The organism is Clostridium sp. RTP31139st1_H3_RTP31139_211217, assembly GCF_040227035.1.
Classification (GTDB): domain Bacteria; phylum Bacillota; class Clostridia; order Clostridiales; family Clostridiaceae; genus Clostridium; species Clostridium saudiense.
Map to the genome: position 1 here is coordinate 1 of NZ_JBCOAB010000057.1, position 17,560 is coordinate 17,560.

Here is a 17,560-nt window from a genome sequence, read left to right on the forward strand (position 1 = left end):
TTAGTGTAAACGGAGTTGCTGCTCTTCACACTGAAATACTAGAAAAAGAAGAATTAAAGCCATTCTATGATATATATCCTGAAAAATTCAATAATAAGACAAATGGTATAACTTTCAGAAGATGGTTAATACACTGTAATAATGAATTAACAAATTATATTACTAGTCTTATTGGAGAAGATTTTAAAACAGATGCAACTAAGTTAGAAAACTTAGGTAAGTTCGTTGATAATAAAGAAGTTTTATCTAAGATTGAAGAAATTAAAAAGCACAATAAAATTGCTTTAAAGAAATACTTAAAAGATACACAAGATATTGAAGTAGATGAAAACTCTATTTTTGATATTCAAATAAAGAGACTTCATGAATATAAGAGACAACAAATGAATGTTTTATATATCATTCATAAATATTTAGATATAAAAGCAGGAAATATTCCAACAACTCCAATAACAATGATTTTTGGAGCAAAGGCAGCACCAGCATATATAATTGCACAAGATATAATCCATACAATACTTTGTTTACAAGATATCATAAATAATGATCCAGAAGTAAATAAATATTTAAAAGTTGTTATGGTAGAAAACTACAATGTAACTAAGGCTTCTAAATTAATACCAGCTTGTGATGTTTCAGAACAAATTTCTTTAGCATCTAAAGAAGCTTCAGGAACTGGTAACATGAAATTCATGTTAAATGGTGCTTTAACATTAGGAACAGAAGATGGTGCTAATGTTGAAATTCATGAATTAGTTGGAGATGATAATATCTACATCTTTGGTGAGTCAAGTGAACAAGTAATTGAACACTATAAGAAAGGTGATTATATTTCAAAGGAATACTATGAAAAAGAAGATATAAAAGAATTAGTAGACTTTATCGTTAGCGATGAAATGTTAAAAGTTGGGGATGAAGTTAACTTAAATAGATTATATAATGAATTAATTAACAAAGACTGGTTCATGACATTACTTGATATAGAAGATTATATTAAGACTAAGGATAAAGTATTTGAAGATTATTCAGATAGAGAAACTTGGAATAGAAAAGTATTAATTAACATTAGTAAAGCAGGATTCTTCTCATCAGATAGAACTATTGAACAATATAATAATGATATCTGGAAATTAAAATAATAAATCATGGGTAGTGCTTATATGGGCACTACCTATTTTTATTAATAAATAAATGAAAAATATAATGGAAATAATATTATGAAGAAGAAATTATACTACGAAAAGGAGAAAGTGAGTATGAAAAAACTATTTATAATATTATTTTCTATAATAATGATTTCATTTAATGGATGTAGGGCAAATTCAAGTGAATTAATAGAAAATGATAACTCTAAAAATAATGCAAAGTTAGTTGAGGCTATTTTTGCTGTTACTGGATTAGATAATAGTAATGAAGATAAGTATACTTATTATTATGAAGATTTAAATGATGATGGAGTTGATGAAGTTATAGTATGTCTTTGGGGAGCAGACTTTGGTGGGGATGAAAGTAAAACTATGATTATTTTTGCTCAAAGAGATGAAGGATATGAATATATTTCAAAAACAAAAAATATAAATGGGCCAATTTATATAACTGATAACATTACAAATGGATATAGAGATATTGTAGTTAATGCAATATCAGAAACTAAAAATAATAACTTTAATGTTATATTAAAATATGTTGATGAAACATACCCTGTAAATGCAGCAACATCAGAAGAAGTAGATATTAATAATATAAATATAAAAGATAAATTAGCTGATGATTTAACAGATGATTTTGGAATGAATTTACAAAGTGTTATGGATAGCTAAGAAAAAAATAATTTATTTATGAATTTGAATGCAATATAAAAATATTACTACTATTGTTTACAATAGTATATTAACATAAAATATAATAACAAGGTTATTTGGGGTTAAAAGGTAATTAAAGGAGGTAGGGAGTGATACAAGAGGTATTTAAAAACTTAGATGTAAAAATAATTATGGAAATAATTTTTAAAACAGTTTTATGTGTAGCTTTAGTAGGTTTTATTGGATACAATCGTGAGAAAAAAGGTATGGTCGTAGGGATTAGAACTCATGTTGTTGTTGGTCTAGCTGGATTGCTTATTCAATTAACATCATTAGAATATTATAGACTAAATGGAGGAAATAATGATGTTTTTAGATTAGCAGGACAATATATTTCAGGTATTGGTTTTTTGGGTGCAGGTACAATTCTTAAAGATAAAAGGAGCGTCAAAGGATTAACTACAGCAGCATCTATTTGTTTAGTTGCTATTATTGGTTTAGCTGTTGGATCAGGAATATATATTAGTTCAATAGTAATTACTTGCGTGGCTTATCTTTTTTTAAATGATGTATTTAAATTTAAAAATATAATAACAATAAAAAGAAATTCTCATGCACATATTGAAATTGAAACAAGTGGATATATAATGACTACTGTTGAGGCGATAAAAGATATGTTTAGAAATTTTGGGGCAGATATTATATCAATAGAAGTTAGCAAGCAATCAACAGAAAAAACTAGAATAAGATTTAAAGTAAATTTGGATGATGAATTGGATATTAATGAAATTTTAGCAGAAATAATTGCATTTGATGAAGTTAATAAAGCTGAATTAATAGAACATAAGTAGTTAGGGAAGAAATCAGCTATTATATTTTACAAATGTAAATAAAAAAATAACAGTTATTAATAAATAAATTTAATTTTTATTTATTATCTATTTAATATAAAAAGTGGTGAAAGCCACTTTTTTGTTTTAAGTTTGTTAACAAATTAGAAATAAATTAGGTCAAGTAAACGATTTCTGTGAAAAGAAGTATATGGAAAACGTTGTAAAATAGTAATTTGATAATAATAAATGATAAATATTTACAGAATACCATAAAAGTGTTATTATTATTAATAATCTCCTAATAGGAGAGCGCAATTATAATTAAATATAGAGGGGGCATTTTAAATGAATGGATTAACTATTGTAGGGTTAGCCATAGTTGTATTAGGAATTGCCTATGTGACTTATGGAAGATATCTTGCTAAAACTTGGGGAATTGATCCAAATGCAAAAACACCTGCTTATACAAAAGAGGATGGAGAAGATTACATTCCAACACCTAAAGCAGTTGTGTTTTCACATCAATTTTCATCAATAGCAGGGGCAGGACCTGTAACGGGGCCAATTATAGCAGCAATGTTTGGATGGGTTCCAGTGTTATTATGGGTACTTATAGGTGGAATATTTTTTGGAGCAGTTCATGATTTTGGAGCATTATATGCATCAGTAAAAAATGAAGGTAAATCAATAGGTGGATTAATAGAACAATATATAGGAAAAGCAGGAAGAAAGTTTTTTTTCTTATTTGCTTGGATTTTTACTTTACTAGTAATTGCAGCATTTTCAGATATAGTTGCAAGTACATTTAATGGATTTGGAGAAGGTGGAGCATTAAATACACCTAATGCATCAGCAGCATCTATTTCAATGTTATTTATTGTTGTAGCTATGATATTTGGTGCATTTATTAAATATAAAAAGCCAAGTCAAAGTTTACAGTTTATAATAGGTGTAGTACTTTTAGTTTCAATGTTAGCTATAGGTATTGCTTTTCCATTATACTTTGATAAAACTACTTGGTTAATAGTAACATTTGCTTATTTATTTTTAGCATCAATAACACCAATGTGGTTATTAATGCAACCAAGAGATTATTTAAGTACATTTTTATTAATTGGAATGATTGTTGGAGCTGTTTTAGGAGTTGTAGTTGCAAGACCTGAAATGAATTTACCAGCTTTTGTTGGATTTGAAGTTGATGGTAAATATTTATTTCCAACTTTGTTTATTACTATAGCATGTGGTGCAGTATCAGGATTCCATAGTTTAGTATCATCAGAAACATCATCAAAGCAAGTTAAGAATGAAAAGGACATGCTTTGCATTGGATATGGAGCTATGTTAATAGAATCACTACTTGGTATTGTTGCTTTAGTGGTAGTTGGAGCTGCAGCTGTTGGGGGAAAAATGCCAGAAGGAACACCTTTTGCAATATTTTCTAGTAATGTTGCAGGTTTCTTAGGATTATTAGGTATACCACAACATGTAGCTACTTGTATAATGACAATGTGTGTATCAGCATTAGCATTAACATCACTTGATTCTGTTGCTCGTATTGGACGTATGTCATTACAAGAATTATTTAAGGATGATTCAAAAGAAGTATCTGGTATTTCTAAGATAATGACTAATAAATATTTTGCAACAATTATTACATTAGTAATTGGACTTGTGCTTTCACTTGGTGGATATAATAACGTTTGGCCATTATTTGGAGCAGCAAATCAATTATTATCAGCTTTAGTGTTAATAACCCTAGCAGTATTTTTAAAATCTACAAAGAGAAAAGGCTTTATGCTTTGGGCACCTATGGTTGTAATGTTATCAGTAACATTTACGGCTTTAGTTCAAGCTATACTTGGAATTATGAAGAAAATTGGTGCAGGACAATTTGTGTTCCTAACAGATGGATTACAATTAATATTTGCACTGTTATTAATAAGTTTAGGATTTGTAGTAGCAGTTTCTTGTTTTAAAAAGTTGTTTTCAAAGGATAATAAAGTAGAAGCTGCAAGTAATAATGCAGTATAAATTTTAGTTTAAATTTCAATATGCAAGTGATAGGTTACCAAATAGAAAATAAAAATTTATTTTTAGAAATTAGGTATTAATTTAATAATTAGATTATAACTTATCACTTGTAATTTGAAATTTTTTTATTATTAAATAAGTAGGGTTTAAAGTTGTATTATGAAATAACCAAATTATGTTAAATAAAAAACAATTCTATTAGTTGACATAGAAAAATCACTATGATATCATTATCATAAAGACAATAAAGGACATGGGTTGTTACTGGTTATGCAGGCTTTACCAAATTATTTATGACATTATAAAAAATGTTGTTTTATTTGAGTATGGTCTTTTTTTGTACTTTAAATTAAAGAAAAGGTGTTAGTAAATGAAGATAGATAAGATAATCAATAATAATTTAATTAGAACCTTTGATAATAACGGTAAAGAAGTTCTTGTTATGGGATGCGGATTAGGATTCCAAAAAAAAATTGGAGATACTGTAGATAAGAGCAAAATAGAGAAAATCTATTCTATTGAAAATAAAAATGATTCTAATAAATTAATGACTTTACTAGCAGAAATACCTTTGGAGTATATTCAGGTTTCTAATGAAATTATTTCTTATGCAAAGTATTCGTTAGGGAAGAGACTGAATGATAATGTTTACATAACATTAACTGATCACATTAGCTTTGCAATAGAACGTTATAAACAAGGGTTAAATTTTAAAAATGCTTTATTATGGGAAATTAAAAGGTTTTATAATCATGAATTTTTAATTGGTAAGGAAGCCTTAGCAATTATTAAAAAAAGATTAGATGTAGTTTTACCAGAAGATGAAGCTGCATCAATAGCTATGCATATTGTAAATGCAGAGCTAAATTCAAGAAATATGAATGAAACGCTTGATATCACTAAGATGATTCAAAATATCTTAAATATTGTAAAATTCCATTTCAACATAGAATTGGACGAGTATTCATTACATTATGAGAGATTTATAACTCATTTAAAATTCTTTGCACAAAGAATGATTAGTGGAAAGATAATAAAAGATGATGATACTAATTTCTGTGAAATGATAAAAACACAATATAAAGAAGCTTATTCATGTGCAGAAAAAATAAAAAAATATGTTTTAAAAGATTTTAATCATGAACTTTCAGATGAAGAAATGATGTATTTAACAGTTCATATTAAAAGAATAATAAAAGAAGATTAAAAAAACTCAGCTCCTTTAGTTCTATGAGTACACTAAAGTGTACCTTCAAGGAGCAAAATTGAAATTTTGACTTTCAGGCAAGTTGGATTAACTAAATCAAATATTTAGAATCTTACTTAGGATTGTTACTAGTAATGTAGGCTATACCTAAGAAATATAGATTTGAGCGCTCATCTATATTTCTTAGGTTTTTTTATAAATAAAAGCTTAGTTATGAAAGGTAGTTACCGTAAGCAGTAGATACTGTATTATGGGCTTTACTTCATTAAAATTAATAAATTTTAAATGGAGGATATTAAAATGGATTATGCAGTAGTTGCAAAAAAAATATTAGAAAAAATAGGTGGAGAAGGTAATGTTAACAGTGTACAACACTGTATGACAAGACTTAGATTCATATTAAAAGATGAAAGCAAGGCTGATGATGAAGCTATAAAAAAGATTAAAGGTGTTATGGGTGTTACAAAACAAGGTGGCCAATATCAAGTTATTATTGGTAATAATGTTGGAGCATGCTATAAAGAAATATTAAAGTTAGGGAACTTTAAAGAAGGAAATTCAAATGAAGTTAAAGAAAAAAAAGGGGTATTTACTAGTATATTAGATGTAGTATCAGGATGTATGTCTTCAACAATGCCAGCAATCGTTGGGGCAGGTATGATAAAGGTTTTACTTGTAATATTACCAATGATAGGAATATTATCAGAAACTAGCCAAACATATACTATTTTAAGTGCTTTAGGAGATGCAACATTTTATTTCTTACCACTAATACTTTGTATTTCTGCATCTAAAAAGTTTAATATAAACGCTTATACTTTAGCAGCAGTAATTGGTGTTATGGTATATCCGGATTTTATAGGATTAGTTGATGCTGGTAATAAAATATCATTATTTGGATTGCCAGTTGCATCTGCAAGTTATGCTTATTCTGTAATTCCGGTAATTATGATGGCATGGGTAATGACATATATTGAAAAATTTACGGATAAAATTACTCCAGCAGTTACAAAGAATTTCTTAAGACCGATGTTAACACTTTTAATTGCACTTCCAATAGCTTTAGTTGTTATTGGACCTATAGGATTCTATGCAGGTGAAGTTTTATCAAGTGCAATGGTATTTATTTATGACAAAGCAGGTTGGTTTGCAATAATGGTAATGGGTGCATTAATGCCTTTATTAGTTATGACAGGTATGCATTGGGCATTTGTTCCACTTTCATTAATGAATATAAATAATCCTAATGTTGGATTTGATACTTTATTATTAGTTGGTATGTTAGCTTCTAACTTAGCACAAGCATCTTCATGTTTAGCAGTATTCTTTAAATCAAAAAATAAAGATTTAAAACAAGTTGCTGGTGCTTCAGCTGTTTCAGCATTCCTTGCAGGGGTTACTGAACCAGCAATGTATGGTGTTACTTTAAAATATAAGAAACCATTATACGCTTGTATGATTGCAGGTGGTATTTCAGGGTTATATGCAGGATTTGTTGGATTAAAATGTTTCGTATTTGCTACACCGGCTATTTTATCAATAGTTCAATTTATAAATCCAGCTGGTGGATCTAACTTTACAAATGCATTAATAGTTGCAGCAATGACGATTGTTATAGCATTTATATTAACTTGGGTATTTGGACTTGAAGATCCAGCTAATGAAGAAGAAGAAGAAAGTCAAGAAGAAGAGATTGCAGCAGATATAGCAGTAAATGAAGAGAAAACTAGCCCACAAACTGATGCATTAGTATTAGCACCAATTAAAGGTAAAGCAGTTTCTTTAAGTCAAGTTAATGACATTACATTTTCAGAAGAAATAATGGGTAAAGGGGCAGCTATAATTCCAAGTGAAGGAAGAGCAGTATCTCCAGTTGATGGAGTAGTTTCAGCAATATTTGAAACAAATCATGCAATAGGATTAACTGCAGATAATGGCGCTGAAATATTAATTCATATTGGTTTAGATACAGTTAAGCTTGGTGGAAAGTACTTTACTGCTCATGTAAAGAATGGGGATAAAGTAAAAGCTGGGGATTTATTAGTAGATTTTGATATAAAAGCAATACAAGAAGAAGGATATGACACAATTACTCCAGTATTAGTTACAAATCCAGATAACTATAGCAATATTTTAACTTTGATAGATAGAGATGTTAATGAAAAGGAAGAGTTTATTAAAGCAACTAAATAATTTAAACAAAATGTTGTATCAAAATACTATTATATTTTAATTTTGATACAACATAAAATTAAAATATATGGAGGTAGTAAAAATGATTAAGTTTCCAGAAAACTTTTTATGGGGTGGAGCTACAGCAGCTAACCAATTTGAAGGTGCATATAATGAGGAGGGTAAAGGATTATCAATTCAAGATGTTATGCCAAAAGGAATAACAGGTGCTGCAACTGAAGAACCAACAGCAGATAATATGAAGTTAATTGGTATTGATTTTTATCATAGATATAAAGAAGATATCAAATTATTTGCAGAAATGGGCTTTAAGACATTTAGATTATCTATTGCATGGTCAAGAATATTCCCAAATGGTGATGATGCAGAACCAAATGAAAAGGGATTAGAGTTTTATGATAAGGTATTTGATGAATTAGCTAAGTATGGTATTGAGCCTTTAGTTACTTTATCTCATTATGAAACACCTTTACATCTTGCAAAAGAATATGATGGATGGGTAGATAGAAGATTAATAGGTTTCTTTGAAAAATATGTTAGAACAGTGTTTACAAGATATAAGGACAAGGTAAAATATTGGTTAACATTTAATGAAATTAATTCAGCGTTACATTTTCCTTTAATGAGTGCTGGAATATGGACTCCAAAGGAAAAGTTAAGTAAGCAAGATCTTTATCAAGCAATGCATCATGAATTAGTTGCTAGTGCATTAGCAGTTAAGATTGGTCATGAAATTAATCCTGAATTTAAAATAGGATGTATGATTTTAGGTGTACCAAATTATCCATTAACTCCAATGCCAAGTGATGTATTAAAAGCTGTAGAACAAGACAGAGGAAATTTATTCTTTGCTGATATTCATGCAAGAGGAGAATATCCTAAGTACATGAATAGATATTTTAAGGAAAATAATATAGAAATTAAATTTGAAGATGGAGATAAAGAAATACTAAAAAATACAGTAGACTTTATTTCGTTTAGTTACTATATGAGTTCATGTGCAACAGCAGACCCAACGAAAAAGGCTGGGAAAGGAAACTTAATTGCAGGGGTTCCAAATCCATATTTAAAGGCATCAGAGTGGGGATGGCAAATAGATCCTGAAGGTTTAAGATATATCTTAAACTTCTTATATGACAGATATCAAAAACCATTATTTATAGTTGAAAATGGGCTTGGTGCTGTAGATGAATTAATTACTGATGAGCATGGAAATAAAACTGTAAATGATGATTATAGAATTAATTATTTAAATGATCATTTAGTTCAAGTTGCCGAGGCTATTGAAGATGGTGTTGAACTAATGGGATATACTACATGGGGATGTATTGATTTAGTATCTGCATCAACAGCTGAGCTTAGAAAAAGATATGGTTTCATTTATGTTGATAGAAATGATGATGGAACTGGAACTTTAGAGAGATATAAAAAGAAAAGCTTCAATTGGTATAAAGAAGTAATTGCCACTAATGGTGGAAGTTTAAAAAGATAATTATTTATTGGGTAATATTTAATTTAATGTATAAAAATAAAATAAAATAAAATTTCGGAAAGACACCTACATTTACTGATGTAGGTGTTTCTTTTTTATACATAACAAAGGTTAAAGTAACACTATTAAAATAAAAAACATAATATATAGTAAGTATAAGTAGTTAGTTAATTATGCTAAAAATATAGAGGTGTTATGTATGGATAATTATGAGGAAAGATCACGTAGAGGTCACAAATATTATTCAATTAATAGAAATAGTAGGTTACAAGAAAATGAATTGAAAGAACTAAAAGAAATAGGCGGAAAGAAAGTCTTAAAGATATTATTAGCTAATTCAAGTAACCCATTAATGGATATAGAGTCATTAGAAAATTCCTTAAGTCCATTATATAGTGATTTTAATAGAAGAACCGTATATTCTTATAGTCTTGAAGAGGAGAAATCACTTTTGAATTTATATTATGGCTATTTACAATAATAGTAATATAACGAAAGTGTAACAAGAGATAAAAACGATATGGACAAGTATTTTAAACCAAATGATATGGTAAATGGATATAGGGTTATTAAAATTATAGGACAAGGAAGATATGGAATTGCATATTTGGCTAAAAACAATCAAGGGGAAAAATGTGTTATTAAGCAATTAAAGAGTAAAATGCTAAATGTTACAAGAGATAAGTTATTTTATGAAGAAGATATTTTAAAAAGTTTAGATAGTCCAAGATTTCCTAAGTTTATTTCAAGGTTTAATGATGGAGTCAGAGAAGGATATTTATTAGAGTATATTGATGGTAGAGTGTATTATGATTTAATTAGTAAATATGATTATGTATTTAGTAGAAAAGAGATATATAATACAGCAAGTCAACTTTTAGATTTAATAGAAATTTTGCATAGTAGTGGTATAGTACATCGAGATATTAGACTTCCTAATGTTATCATTATGAAAAATAGTAAGCTAGCATTAATTGATTTTGGATTGGCTAGATATATTGATGGGTATTATAAAGAGAAGATGGATTATTGGTATATAGGAGATTTTTTAATACACTTATATTATTCATCTTATGAACCGGTATATGCAGAGGAAAGACCGTGGTATATGGAATTAAATTTAACTTCCCAAGAAAGAACCCTTTTAAAAAGATTAATGGGATTAGATAGAAGGTTTAGAAGTATTGATGAAATACGTGAACAATTATATAGAATTAAGAGTAGGTATTAGGAGAAAGCACCATGTAGTGTTAAATTCTAGTATAATATTACATGGTGTATTATTAAGATAAGAAAATAGGGGAGTGGGCTATAATGGAAGCTATAAGGATATTAGAAGTATATCCAGAAAGTTTTAGGGCAAATATTTATACCGATGATCCATTTAGAATGATTGGATTAATAGATGTAGATATTGAATACACTTATGGAATTGAGAGAGTAACATTAGCATTTTATAGATCCTCAGGAACAAATAGCGGTAAGATACAGGGATTATGGTATCCTATAGTTGGAATAAAAATTAAAAATGGAAAATTTACTGAGTTTTCAAGTGATATAAATATAATTATGAAAAATTCTACTAGACAAGGAAAAGGTAAAAAAGGGTGGCTGGCAAAATCAATATTCTTTTCTAAAAAGATAGATGCAAATTATCAAAAAAGAGGATTTTCATATGGAAGGCATTATGAAAAACTATTAGGTATTGGAGAATTATTAAGGCAGTTATATAATAAGCAAAAATATATATATGATAATTCTTTAAGTGCTAAGGAGTATAATAAAATACTGTATTCTGAGGAAATAAAACAAGGAAATAAATTAAGTCAAAAGGTGAATTTTGATAATTTTATAAAAGATGTATTTGAGCAAAGATAATTAAACTAAGACATGTATTGCTAAAAATTTAGTAATACATGTCTTTTTAAATTAATAATCATAAATTAGTTTAAATTTTAGAATGTATATAGTAATAATAATGTGTTATGAAATATTTTGAAAAATTAATATTTATAGTATAATTATGTAAATAAGAGCGATTAGCATTCAATTTAAGTAAAGTATAGGAAGGAATAGTATGAAAATAGGATTAGTATTAGCAGGCGGTGGTGGAAAAGGAGCATATGAGCTTGGTGTATGGAAAGCTTTAAAAGAATTAAATTTAGCGCAATATATATCGGTTTTTTCAGGAACGTCTATAGGTGCATTTAATTCTGTATTATTTGCTATGGATGATATGAAAAAGGCAGATGAGCTTTGGGAAGAGGTAACCATGGATAAATTAGTTCCTATTAGTAAAGGGGAATTAATAAAAAGAGGAATAGGTTTATATATTGGAGGGAAAAATCTTCAATTGGCTAAAAAGTTCTTAACTGATAAACTTGAACATGGAGCTATAGGTAATGATGGGGCCGTTGAAGTATTAGAAAAATACTTAGATTTTAATAAGATTAAGGAAAATAATAAAATATGTTATGCTGCATGTACAAAATTACCAGATCTAAATGCAAAGTATTTTAGGATTAATGATTATGATGAAGAAATAGGTAAAAAAATAGTGTTGGCTTCAGCTTCATTACCATTAATATATGAAAGTACAGAAGTATTAGGTGAGAAATATATTGATGGAGGTATTGCAGACAATGTTCCTATTCAACCTGTATACGGTGAAAAGTGTGATATTATAATTGTAGTTTTATTATCTAAAGAAGTGCAAATAGATAGATCGCTTTATCCAAATTCAAAACTTATTATAATATCACCAGAAAATCTAGTTGAAAATACGTTAACAGGAACATTAAATTTAGATACAGATGCTAAAAGGGTAAGAATAAGTGAAGGATATAATGATACAATCAATAAACTTGAGCCAATTGTAGAATTAATAAATTATATAAATTTAAAAGAGGAAGAAGAAAAGAATCCAGTTTTATTTAAATTATATGAGTATTTAAAAACTATTAAAAAAACAAGTACTAAGAAAGCAAAAGGATAAATACTTTATAAATGAATTCGTATGATATTAGATGAGGTTAATGTAGAAGTTATTGAGCTGTCATTTGATAATTTTATAAATTTATAAAGAAGTGGATAGAATAAAGTTAGAATTTATTAAATTTAATATTATTAGTATAATTATAAGTAAAGGTAGTAATGTTTGATTTTGAATACAAAACTGGTATAATTTACTTAAATAAAAATTTAAAATGAAAGCGAGGTAGGTTAGTTTAAATTTTATGACTAGCCAAATAAATATGTTAAAAGAGACATTAAAAAAAGATGAAATAGCTGCTATGAAAGCAAGAGATAAAGCAAGAGTAAGTGTTTTAAGATTAGTTAATTCTGAAATTAAGGCATATGAAGTTAACAATAGAGAAGAAATTTCAGATGAAAATGTAATAAAAATAGTAGAAAAGAGTATTAAGCAAAATAAAGAAGCTTTAGAATATGCAAAGCAAGCTAATAATGAAGAAAAAATAGCTGAAGGGAATTTTGCAATCGAAGTATTAACTCCATATTTACCAAAACAATTAACTGAAGAAGAAGTTAGTGCGATGTTAAGAGAAATAATTACAAATGGTAATTATACTGCAAAGGATATGGGAAAGATAATGAAAGAAATTATGCCAAAGGTTAATGGGAAATTTGATAGATCTAAAATTAATCCTATGGTAAAAGAGATTTTAGTATAATATTATATTATAATGGGCATGTATCATAATTATTAAGATATAGCCCATTTTTTATTTGCAATAAATTATATATAATTTATTTGATTTATTTATAAGATAAAGAAAGGAGTAAGTATGGAAATGATAAAAAGGTATATAAAAAATAATAAAGGACGATTTTTTACTGTTCTTATATTTTTTATAGTATTTTTGGTTTTATTTATTTGGACTAACAATAATTATAATATTTATAAATCTACAATAGCAAAAGTAATAAGCTTAGAAAATGTTTATGATAAAACTGAAAAAGGAACAAATGATATAGAAGAAAAATACTATATTCAAACAATGGTTGTGAAAGTAAAAAATGGACAGTATAAGGGGCAACAAATAACTTTGAAAAATTCATATTCATCATCAATGTTAATGAATGAGAAATATAAAAAGGGTGATGATTTATTTATAAGTATTAATGAAAACAGTAGCGAATTATCAGGGAGTATTATAGGATTAAAAAGAGATAAATTTATAGTTTTACTTATTGGATTTTTTGTTATAGCTTTAGTTGCTGTAGCAGGAAGGTTTGGAATATTTACATTATGTACTTTAATTGCTAATATAGTAGCATTTATATATTTTATTAAACTTTATGTTTCAGGCAAGGATTTTATGTTAATAAATGTTTTAATGATTATTTTCTTTAGTGTAGTTACTTTATTGATACTAGGGGGATTTTCTAGAAAGAACATTGGAGCAATTTTATCTACACTAATTACTACTTTTTTAATATTTGCACTATATAAGATTTCATTAGCTTATACTGGAGATTTACATTATGAGTTAATGGATTATATTGCAGGGCCTAATGATTTAGAGAATATATTTTTATCAGGGGTTTTAGTTGGATGTTTAGGAGCTGTTATGGATGTAAGTATTACAGTAAATTCTGCAGTTAATGAGTTGGTAAATGCAGCAAAATCTATTACATTAAAGCAGTTAATTAAATCTATTAGAGAAATAGGTCATGATATTATGGGAACAATGATTAATGTTTTAATGTTTTCTTATATTGGAGGAAGCTTATCTATTGTAATTTTAAAAATAATAAATGGGTATAATTTTCAAAGATTAATTCAATTTGATATATCTTTTGAAATAATAAGATTTTTAGTAGGATCTATAGGAATAGTTTCAGCTGTCCCTATATCAGCTTGTGTAGCTCTATTATTTTTTAGAAAGGGGATGAGTAAGAATGATAGTGTTGCTAACAATAGTATTGCTGATGTTAATGATTCTAGTAGGAGGAGATAGGGGCGCAAAGTCGTTTATTGCACTTGCATGTAATGTGCTTTTATTAGTAATGGCTGTATTTATTATTAGTCATGGGGTAAATCCTGTACTTGTTACAATCATTGGAACTATAATTTTTTGTCAGATAACATTAATTTATCAAAATGGACATAATTTAAAGACCTATGCTGCAGTAATTTCGGTGGTATGTGTTATTTTATTGCTAAGTTTATTAGTTTCAATATTAGGAACAAAGTCTAATTTAGGTGGATATAGTGAGTTAGATTTAAGTTCTGAATTAAGTGTATACTTATCTCCTAATATTAATATAAACATGAATCAATTAATGATATGTATGATTATTATAAGTTTATTAGGAGCAGTAATGGATACTGCTATGGCTATTACATCTTCACTATATGAATTTAACGAAGTTAATAGTGAATTAACTTTTTCTGAATTAGTAGGATTAGGGTTTAATGTTGGAAGGGATATTTTAGGGACAACTGTTAATACAATATTTTTTGCTACTATAGGTGAAACTATGATGATAGGAATATTATTTATAAAAAATAAATATACTTTTGAAAGTGTTATTAATTCAAAAGAATTTTATAAGAATTTATTCGATTTAGTTATTTCTAATATAGGATGTTTATTAATAATTCCTATAAGTATTTTTATTTGTACTTATATGATTAAGAGTAATAATAGTTTTATTAAAAAGGTAAAGGATTATTGCCAAAAGATGAGTAATGAAAATTAAATTTTAATTTTATGTAAAAATGCTACATAACACCTAAATAAATGTAGTATTTTTCTGTATTATATTACAAGATAAAACATAATATTCTATAAAAAACTATAATATTAAAAAAATATATATTATGTTATAATAAGGAATATGAGGGGAGATAAGTTGGGGATTGTGTATAAGGGGTAAATATAATAATGAAAAATCATATTTTAGTAATTAATAATAATTTAGAAGACATTGAAAAAATAAAAAATATATTAGGTAAAGTCTATAGAATTACTATAGTCAAATCAACCCAAAAAGCACTTGAAGTGGTAAAAGATGATACACCAGATTTAGTATTAGTAGATATTAGTTTAATTAGAATTAGTGAAGATGAATTTATTAAAATAATAAAAAAAAATAAGAAGTTATATAAAATACCAATAATCTTTATAGCGGCTAGTTTAAGATATAAAGATGAAGAGCTGAATATGGAATTAGGTGCAATAGATTTTTTAAGAAAACCTATAGAATCAGAGATAATGCTTAAAATAATAAAGCTTAATTTAGAATTAAAAAACTATATAAAAGATTTTGAATATAGAATTCATGAAAGAAATAATAGAATTGAGGATTTAAAAAATGCATTGATATTATCTTTATATGAATTAGTTGAATGTAGAGATTCTCATACTGGAGAGCATGTAAAGAGAACAGCAAAATATGTTGAGATATTGACTGAAGAATTAGTTAAAGAGGGGATTTTTAAAGAGATATTAACAAAAGAATATGTTAAAGATATGATTAGAACAGCTTTATTGCATGATATTGGGAAAATTGGAATTGATGATGCAACTCTTTTAAAAGCAGGATCATTAGATAGCGATGAATTTGAATTTATGAAGTTACATACGACTTTAGGAGCAAAGGCATTACAAAAAATAATAGATGAAATTAAAGAAGAAAATAAATTTCTAAATATCGCTAAGGATATGGCTCATTATCATCATGAAAAATGGGATGGCACAGGATACCCAAAAGGGTTAAGTAAACTAGATATTCCTCTTTGTGCTAGGATAATGGCTGTTGGTGATGTATATGATGCATTAACAACCATGAGACCTTATAAAGAAGCATTTTCACATGAAAAAACTGTAGAGATTATTTTAAAGGGAAAAGGAACAAGTTTTGATCCGAATATTATTGAAGTTTTTGAGAAGATTCATATTAAATTAGAAGTTGAAAAAGAAGCAATGAATAAATAGTCAATTATCAGTTTTATTTGGCTTTGTTTTAAAATAGTGTTGAAATTAGCATAACATAATAGGATGTCCATTTGGACATCCTATTTGAATCGCAATAGTTTAAGATTGTTTCGCATTTCTTTTTTTCATATATAAGATAATTCCTAATACTATAAAAGTTACAAGTATTATTCCAATATCTAAAGGTGATACTTTAATAGAAAATAAATGTCCTATTCTTTCCATAGAATTACTCCCTTTCTAAAATATATTACTGAACATATAATATAATTACTCACTTCCTATAAATTAATTAATACGTAATATATTAAGAGTGTTCACATTTTTCAAAAACTAAATCATGAGAAGTTATTTGACCATAACTACCATTACTTGCAGGTATAGCTCCTACAAATCTCCAACCTTCTTTACTGTATTTATCAATTATTTCTCTATGATTACTATTAGTAAATACTCCTCTAACTTTTGATTCTACATACATATAAGTATACATAAATTCCCTCCCTTTAAATAACTTAGCCATCAAGATTAAAGTTGTTCATCAACTCTAATTTGTACTTATACTTATTCTCTTATTTGAATCCACTTAGGATTAGTAATTGTAGTAGGATACGTCTCTTGTGTATGTCCATCATACATAATAGTAACTACATCATCCAGCCTAATGTTATCCTGAGACATCTCTTCTCCTGACTTATCAAAAATCTTAATATCTTTGCAACTAACAAAGCACTTATCTCCTATTTGCGAAATTGATGAATTATCAATTCCACTAACAAGTAATAGTTTATTATCTAAATCATTTTCAATAACCTTAGCGTCTACAGTTGTTTCAACACCATCAGATTTATTTAAATTGCATCCATTCAAAAGAAATAAAATCATTGGTACACATAACGTCATACTAACAATTTTAAATATTTTACTCTGCATATACTCACCTCATATATTTCGTATTTTAATACAATTGTTCATCAATCATTATATTTATTGTACACTAAAAATAGTAAAATTAAAACAAATTTTACCTTTATACA

The 17,560-nt window shown here is 27.1% G+C and carries 18 protein-coding genes; 15 read left to right on the forward strand and 3 right to left on the reverse strand.

What is annotated here, in order from left to right; translation table 11 throughout:
- The 15 genes from ABUA17_RS16290 to ABUA17_RS16360 all read left to right on the forward strand — a co-directional run.
- A partial coding sequence (locus ABUA17_RS16290; protein WP_349824104.1) for a glycogen/starch/alpha-glucan phosphorylase occupies positions 1 to 1,139 on the forward strand: 1,139 nt, incomplete at its 5' end.
- Between the two features lie 117 nt (positions 1,140 to 1,256).
- Positions 1,257 to 1,820 carry a COG3650 family protein gene (locus ABUA17_RS16295; RefSeq protein ID WP_042398130.1) on the forward strand — a complete coding sequence of 188 codons (564 nt, stop codon included), beginning with the start codon at positions 1,257 to 1,259 and terminating at the stop codon, positions 1,818 to 1,820.
- Positions 1,821 to 1,951: 131 nt separating this feature from the next.
- Positions 1,952 to 2,653: an MgtC/SapB family protein gene (locus ABUA17_RS16300; protein ID WP_052330657.1), complete on the forward strand. Its 702-nt coding sequence runs from the start codon at positions 1,952 to 1,954 to the stop codon at positions 2,651 to 2,653.
- Between the two features lie 327 nt (positions 2,654 to 2,980).
- On the forward strand, positions 2,981 to 4,666 hold the full coding sequence (locus tag ABUA17_RS16305) for a carbon starvation CstA family protein (protein ID WP_042399677.1): 1,686 nt from the start codon (positions 2,981 to 2,983) through the stop codon (positions 4,664 to 4,666).
- Positions 4,667 to 5,036: 370 nt separating this feature from the next.
- A complete protein-coding gene (gene licT, locus ABUA17_RS16310; protein ID WP_195949487.1) occupies positions 5,037 to 5,873 on the forward strand; it encodes a BglG family transcription antiterminator LicT in 837 nt (278 codons plus the stop codon).
- Between the two features lie 300 nt (positions 5,874 to 6,173).
- The gene (locus ABUA17_RS16315) at positions 6,174 to 8,066 is read left to right on the forward strand and encodes a beta-glucoside-specific PTS transporter subunit IIABC (protein ID WP_349817953.1); all 1,893 of its coding nucleotides are present in this window, start codon (positions 6,174 to 6,176) and stop codon (positions 8,064 to 8,066) included.
- 82 nt (positions 8,067 to 8,148) lie between these two features.
- Positions 8,149 to 9,558 (forward strand): glycoside hydrolase family 1 protein, encoded by a 1,410-nt coding sequence (locus tag ABUA17_RS16320; RefSeq protein ID WP_156327818.1) that lies wholly within the window; start codon positions 8,149 to 8,151, stop codon positions 9,556 to 9,558.
- Between the two features lie 199 nt (positions 9,559 to 9,757).
- Positions 9,758 to 10,039, forward strand: a complete 282-nt coding sequence (locus ABUA17_RS16325) for a hypothetical protein (RefSeq protein ID WP_042399664.1) — start codon at positions 9,758 to 9,760, stop codon at positions 10,037 to 10,039.
- Between the two features lie 39 nt (positions 10,040 to 10,078).
- Positions 10,079 to 10,789: a protein kinase family protein gene (locus ABUA17_RS16330; protein ID WP_055275478.1), complete on the forward strand. Its 711-nt coding sequence runs from the start codon at positions 10,079 to 10,081 to the stop codon at positions 10,787 to 10,789.
- Positions 10,790 to 10,872: 83 nt separating this feature from the next.
- On the forward strand, positions 10,873 to 11,436 hold the full coding sequence (locus ABUA17_RS16335) for a hypothetical protein (protein ID WP_042399657.1): 564 nt from the start codon (positions 10,873 to 10,875) through the stop codon (positions 11,434 to 11,436).
- A 199-nt stretch (positions 11,437 to 11,635) separates the two neighbouring features.
- Positions 11,636 to 12,553, forward strand: a complete 918-nt coding sequence (locus ABUA17_RS16340) for a patatin-like phospholipase family protein (RefSeq protein WP_042399654.1) — start codon at positions 11,636 to 11,638, stop codon at positions 12,551 to 12,553.
- Positions 12,554 to 12,794: 241 nt separating this feature from the next.
- Positions 12,795 to 13,250, forward strand: a complete 456-nt coding sequence (locus ABUA17_RS16345) for a GatB/YqeY domain-containing protein (protein WP_242833254.1) — start codon at positions 12,795 to 12,797, stop codon at positions 13,248 to 13,250.
- 114 nt (positions 13,251 to 13,364) lie between these two features.
- A complete protein-coding gene (locus ABUA17_RS16350; protein ID WP_055275476.1) occupies positions 13,365 to 14,540 on the forward strand; it encodes a YibE/F family protein in 1,176 nt (391 codons plus the stop codon).
- Positions 14,518 to 15,285, forward strand: a complete 768-nt coding sequence (locus tag ABUA17_RS16355) for a YibE/F family protein (protein ID WP_207743391.1) — start codon at positions 14,518 to 14,520, stop codon at positions 15,283 to 15,285. The genes ABUA17_RS16350 and ABUA17_RS16355 overlap by 23 nt, the downstream gene beginning before the upstream one ends.
- A 185-nt stretch (positions 15,286 to 15,470) precedes the next feature.
- Entirely contained in the window at positions 15,471 to 16,523 is a 1,053-nt protein-coding gene (locus ABUA17_RS16360) for an HD-GYP domain-containing protein (RefSeq protein WP_055275471.1), read from the forward strand.
- A 99-nt stretch (positions 16,524 to 16,622) separates the two neighbouring features.
- Here the strand turns inward: ABUA17_RS16360 and ABUA17_RS16365 are convergent, their stop codons facing one another.
- From ABUA17_RS16365 to ABUA17_RS16375, 3 genes are all read right to left on the reverse strand, one after another.
- Positions 16,623 to 16,748 (reverse strand): hypothetical protein, encoded by a 126-nt coding sequence (locus ABUA17_RS16365; RefSeq protein WP_278244480.1) that lies wholly within the window; start codon positions 16,746 to 16,748, stop codon positions 16,623 to 16,625.
- Positions 16,749 to 16,830: 82 nt separating this feature from the next.
- A complete protein-coding gene (locus tag ABUA17_RS16370) occupies positions 16,831 to 17,016 on the reverse strand; it encodes a DUF4177 domain-containing protein (protein ID WP_042399010.1) in 186 nt (61 codons plus the stop codon).
- 71 nt (positions 17,017 to 17,087) lie between these two features.
- On the reverse strand, positions 17,088 to 17,456 hold the full coding sequence (locus ABUA17_RS16375) for a hypothetical protein (protein ID WP_042399013.1): 369 nt from the start codon (positions 17,454 to 17,456) through the stop codon (positions 17,088 to 17,090).
- Positions 17,457 to 17,560 lie beyond the last annotated feature (104 nt).